We start from the raw sequence: 4,902 nt of genomic DNA, 5'->3' as shown, positions 1-4,902 counted from the left end.
CCGCCCCGGCTGCCGCGCCGGCCGCACCGGCCGCACCGGCCGCCGACGTGCTGCAGCCGTGGCTGCGTGCGCAGGCGATCAACGTCACGCGCCATGCCGCGGCACTGCGGCCCTTCCGCAGCGGCGAGTTCGGCCGCGACGACGCGGCGCCGTCCGAGGGCCACCTGCAGGCCGTCAACGCGCTGATCACGTCGCTGCGCGAGGGCCTGCTCGCGATGACGCGCAGCGTCGGCGCCTCGGCGCGGGTCGCGGCACGCGAGCCGTCGGCGGCGAACCTGCAGGCGACGATGGTCCGCAAGGCGCGCGCGCACGACTGGGTGCGCGGCATCGAGAAGATCTGGGACTTCTACTTCGAGCTGTTCGGCCAGCGGCAGGGGCAGTACGGGCACTGGCTGCTCGGCTGCGACCGCATCGCGATGGACTGCTACCAGGTGGCCTACACCGGCGTCGGCGTCGCGAAGTCGATCCCCGCGCCGCCGCCCTTCTGCTACATGCGCACCGGCTTCGCGCCGGCCACCTGGGGGCGCGGCATCCGCATGCGCAGCCTGGGCCGCCAGCTCAATCCGTTCCCGCTGATCCAGCTGCCGTACCACCGGCTGGTCAACCCGTGGACGCTTGCCGCCGTGCTGCACGAGGTCAGCCACAACCTGCAGAGCGACCTCGGCCTGAGCACCGAGGTGCCGAAGGCGATCGCCGCGCGGCTGATCCGGTCGGGCGTCGGCCAGCAGGTCGCGCTGACCTGGACGCGCTGGAACCGCGAGATGTTCTCCGACGTGTGCGCGGCGCTGCTCGGCGGGCCGGCGATGCTCGGCTCCATCATGGACGTGGTCGGGCGCGAGCCGCGCGTCGTGTTCGGCTTCAACCCGGACGGCGTGCACCCGACGCCGTACTTCCGCATCCTGATCAGCGTGGAGGTGCTGCGCCGCATGGGCTTCGCCGACGAGGCGCAGTCGTACCGCCGGGCCTGGACGCGCATCTACCCGAACCCGCGTGCCGGCGGGCTGCCGCAGCCGCTGCTGGAGAGCTTCCCGCAGGCGGTGCAGGCGGCGGTCGACGCGATGGCCTGGCAGCCGTTCGCGGCACTCGGCGGACGCAGCCTGGCGCAGGTGTTCCGCTTCGCGCAGAAGGAGCAGCGAATGATCGAGGAAGCCGGCCGCCGGCTGGCCGCGGGCAACGACCCGGGCATCGTGCCGGAGCGCTTCCTGATCGGTGCCGCACGTTTCGCGCTCGACCGGCGCCTTGCCCGCCCGGGCGTGATCGCCGAGAACTTCTACAAGGAACTGGGGCGGAGGTAGCGGCATGACGATCGAATCGGCATTCGGCCAGCTGCGTACACGACTGGCCCGGCTCCAGGAGGCGCTGGATGCGCTCGGCACCACGGTCGACGAGGACCGGCCGCAGCGCAGCCAGGTGGCGGCGGCCAGCTACCTGGGTGACGCGGTGCTGGCCACGCGCGGCGCGCTGGAAGAGGCCTGCGAGGCGCTCGACGCCGACGCGCTGCGCGGCAACGAGCCGGCCGCGCGGCTCGCGCTGCTGCACTGCCACCGGCGCTTCCACGAGTACGCGCGCCAGTTCAGCGGCGAGCTGGCGAGCCACGAGCGGCTCGACGACCTGGCGAGCGTGGCGCGCGACTGGGGCCGCGAATGGGCCGACTGGGTGGGTGTCGTGCGCGAGGAGCTGGTGCAGTGCACCGCGCTCGCCGACGAGGTGGCCGATGCGCTGCTGACGTGCTGGCAGGAACTGGTCGAGCGCGGCGGCGGCGTGACGGTGCAGAACACGGTGACCGGGCAACGCATCGGGCTGCCGGTGGCGTCCTGAATCGACGAGGAAAACGACCATGAACGTTGTGACGACCGAGTGCCATGCACATGTGCAGGGCGTGACCCTGGTGTTCGACAGCGACCCGCCGCCCGACCTGCTGAAGCAGAAGGACTACGGCAGCCTCGTCTCGCTGTTCGACGAGTACCAGCGCCCGGTGCCCTTCGACGTGCCGGCGGGCTTCGTCGAGGCGACGCGCGCGCTGACGCTGCAGCCGCGCGGCGAACTGGCCGGCAGCCGCGTGACGGTGCGCATCAGCCAGCAGATGCTGCGCAGCAAGAGCGACCAGGTGGTGCGGCTGCTGCTGCCCCAGGACCTGCAGGAGCGCAGCACGCGCGCCGTGCAGGACTCCGTCAGCTACGCGCTGCTGACCGAGGAGATCGGCGGGCGCGCCACGCCCGGCATGCCGGCCGGCGGCGGCGCCTCGGCCAATCCGCTCGAGCTGGTGTCGCAGACGCTGCGCGACGTGCTGGGCTGGAAGCTGCGCGACGACGACCCGAAGGGCTTCAACGGGGCGCTCGACGCGTCGTTCGCGAGCAGCGAGCGGGACGGCGTCACCACCTGGCGCTGGAAGCCGCGCACCTACGCGCTGCAGACCGACCTGGCCGGCGGCATCAGCGGTGCGCAGGCGAGCCTCTACCACCGGGCGCAAGAGGCGCTCTCGCAGTCGCTGCCGCTGCTCGACGGGCTGTACCCGCTCGACCCCGAGGCCGATCGCGAGAACATCGACGCGCTGAAGGCGGTGCTGCGCACCCAGCTCAACGAGCTGGTCCGCGAACTCGCCATGGCCGGCGGCCCGAGCCGCACGCGCGTCGAGGGCTACTTCAACCTGCTGCTCGCGACCTCGCCCGCCCACTACGAGGAGGGCGGCCGGCTCGTCATCACCGAGCCCGACCTGCTCGGCGGCACGCTGGGCCAGTTGCGCGACCAGCTCGGGCTCACGCAACAGAAGAACTTCGTCAACACCATCGAGGACGAACAGGACCAGACCAACTTCCGCATCCTGGCCGACTACGTGGGCTCGCTGGCCCAGAGCTGGCTGAACAGCCGCGACTTCTTCGGGCTGGGCGCGGCCCATCCCTTCCTCGGCACGCAGCTGGTGCCGCTGTCGCGGCAGCTCTCGGTCATCGCCGAGTCGATCGACGAGGTGCGCTTCACGCTCGACTCGGTGTTCATCGGCGCGGCCGAACGCCAGACGATCGCGATCCACTTCAGCCCGGCCGTCGGCGAGCCGATGTATGCCGAGGACTTCTTCAACTGGATCCAGAACTTCGTCACCAGCGAGGCGCCGAGCTATGTGCAGGACGGCGGCAAGTTCGGCATCGGCAACAGCCTGCTGCCGATCGCGCGGCAGCTGCAGCTGCTGGCGGCCGACCTGCTGACGCAGCCGACGCAGCACGGGTTGCCGGCGGGTTTCCGCAGCGAGCGCGTGCGGCGTTCGCTGCAGTCGCTGAAGCGCGAGCTGACGGCGCTGGTCGACCTGGCGGCCCCGTTGAAGCACGAGTTCATCGCGGAGCCGGCGGCCGCTGCGCTGCAGATCGCGACCGGCCGGCCGGACCTGATCGCCGTCCCGCGCAAGCTGGTCTTCGAAGGCACCAGCAGCGGCGACGACAGCGAGGATGTCGAGCTGCTCAACCTCGGCAACGTCGACCTGACGGTGTCGGTGCTGCTGGTCAACCCGCGCGGAGTGCCGAGCTTCACCTTCGAGGGAGGCGAGACCGAGCACGACGACATCGACCTCGAATCCGCCGGTGGAACGCAGGAGCTGACGCTCGTCTCGACCGACGAAGCGAAGGATGGCGACGTCGGCCAGCTGATCTTCAGCTACGCCGGCGTGCTGGACGGCGACCCCGAGCGGACGCTGACCGTCGACCTGCGCTATGACGACCAGAGCCTGCAGGTCCGTCCCGCCGCGAAGCCCTGACGCATCCCACGCCTCGCGCGTGACCAAGGAGTCCGATCCATGGCTACCGAAAGTGACTATCAAGGGCTGTACGACCGCATCGCCGCGTTGCGCAACACCGTGACGAGCAAGCTGGCCGGCGAGCTGATCTCGAACCCGCAGCTGGGCGATGCGCTGACGCAGCAGATCGACGCGATGCTGCAATCGGTGATCGACGCCGACGGCAAGGCGCCGGCGCCGCCCGACAAGGGCCTGGCCGAGCTGGCCGGCATCGGCCCGCAGGCCGCGACCTCGCTCGGGCAGACCCGCATGCCGCAAGGCGTCGAGCCCTACGACGAGACCATCACCTCCGAGCGCATCATCGCGGTGGGCGACGTCTACTACCTGTACCAGCACGAGAAGATCGGCGTGTTCCGCGTCGTGCAGAAGCTGCAGGAGCTGTTCCGCGCCGGCGCGGTGCGGCTGTCGGGCGGGCCGGGCGCCTACGCGCTCTACCAGTTCGACCGCCGCGAGGTGCTGCGCTACACGCAGCGCGACCGGCTGGGCGCGTACCGGCGCATCTTCGGTTACGGCGGCGGCCCCGGGCCGGCCGGCTCGCGGCCGAACGTCGACTTCCACAAGCTCTTCACGCACTTCGTCCACCAGGTCACGCTGTTCTGGCGCGACAAGCGCATCTCGGACGTGATCCGCGAGCGCGCGTTCGACCCGAGCTTCGGCTCGATCGCGATCGTGCGGCGCTCCGGCCTGGACCTGCGCAACAACCTGAAGTGGCTGTCGTTCGGCCACCTGAACGTGCTGCGCGTCGAGGTGATGCAGCTGCTGGAGGAGTCGTTCAAGATCCTCAACTCCGACGACGTGAAGCGCCTGTTCGGCGCCGACAACGCCTGGGACGTGGTCGAGGAAGTGCTGATCCGCTACTTCAACGAGCGACTGGTGACCTCGCCGCGCCAGCGCATGGGCGTCACCGGGCGCGAGGTGCTGCGCTGGCTGGCGCAGAACCACATCCTGAAGACCTCGCGGCCGGAGTTCGAGACGCTGCTGATGGAGATCGCCGAGTTCGCCGAAGAGTGGCTGACCAGCGCGCAGGCGATGGGCCTGGCCGGTCGCAGCGGCGATGCGCGCGTGCTGCCGTGGGACCAGACCTCGCCGGCGCCGCTGCGCTCGGTCGGGCGCAGCGGGCC

The 4,902-nt window shown here is 70.8% G+C and carries 4 protein-coding genes; all 4 read left to right on the top strand.

Annotation, left to right across the window (positions count from 1 at the left end):
* On the top strand, positions 1 to 1,295 hold a 1,295-nt coding region (locus tag ACXJLU_RS32690), incomplete at its 5' end, for a hypothetical protein (RefSeq protein WP_457337899.1).
* Positions 1,296 to 1,299: 4 nt separating this feature from the next.
* Positions 1,300 to 1,818, top strand: coding sequence for a hypothetical protein (locus ACXJLU_RS32685; protein WP_457337898.1), 519 nt, complete (start codon positions 1,300 to 1,302; stop codon positions 1,816 to 1,818).
* Between the two features lie 19 nt (positions 1,819 to 1,837).
* Positions 1,838 to 3,742 (top strand): hypothetical protein, encoded by a 1,905-nt coding sequence (locus tag ACXJLU_RS32680; protein WP_457337897.1) that lies wholly within the window; start codon positions 1,838 to 1,840, stop codon positions 3,740 to 3,742.
* 39 nt (positions 3,743 to 3,781) lie between these two features.
* On the top strand, positions 3,782 to 4,902 hold a 1,121-nt coding region (locus ACXJLU_RS32675), incomplete at its 3' end, for a hypothetical protein (protein WP_457337896.1).

This window comes from Rhizobacter sp. P5_C2, assembly GCF_054049715.1.
Note: the sequence above shows the minus strand (reverse complement) of the source record. Positions and strands in the feature narration are given on the sequence as shown.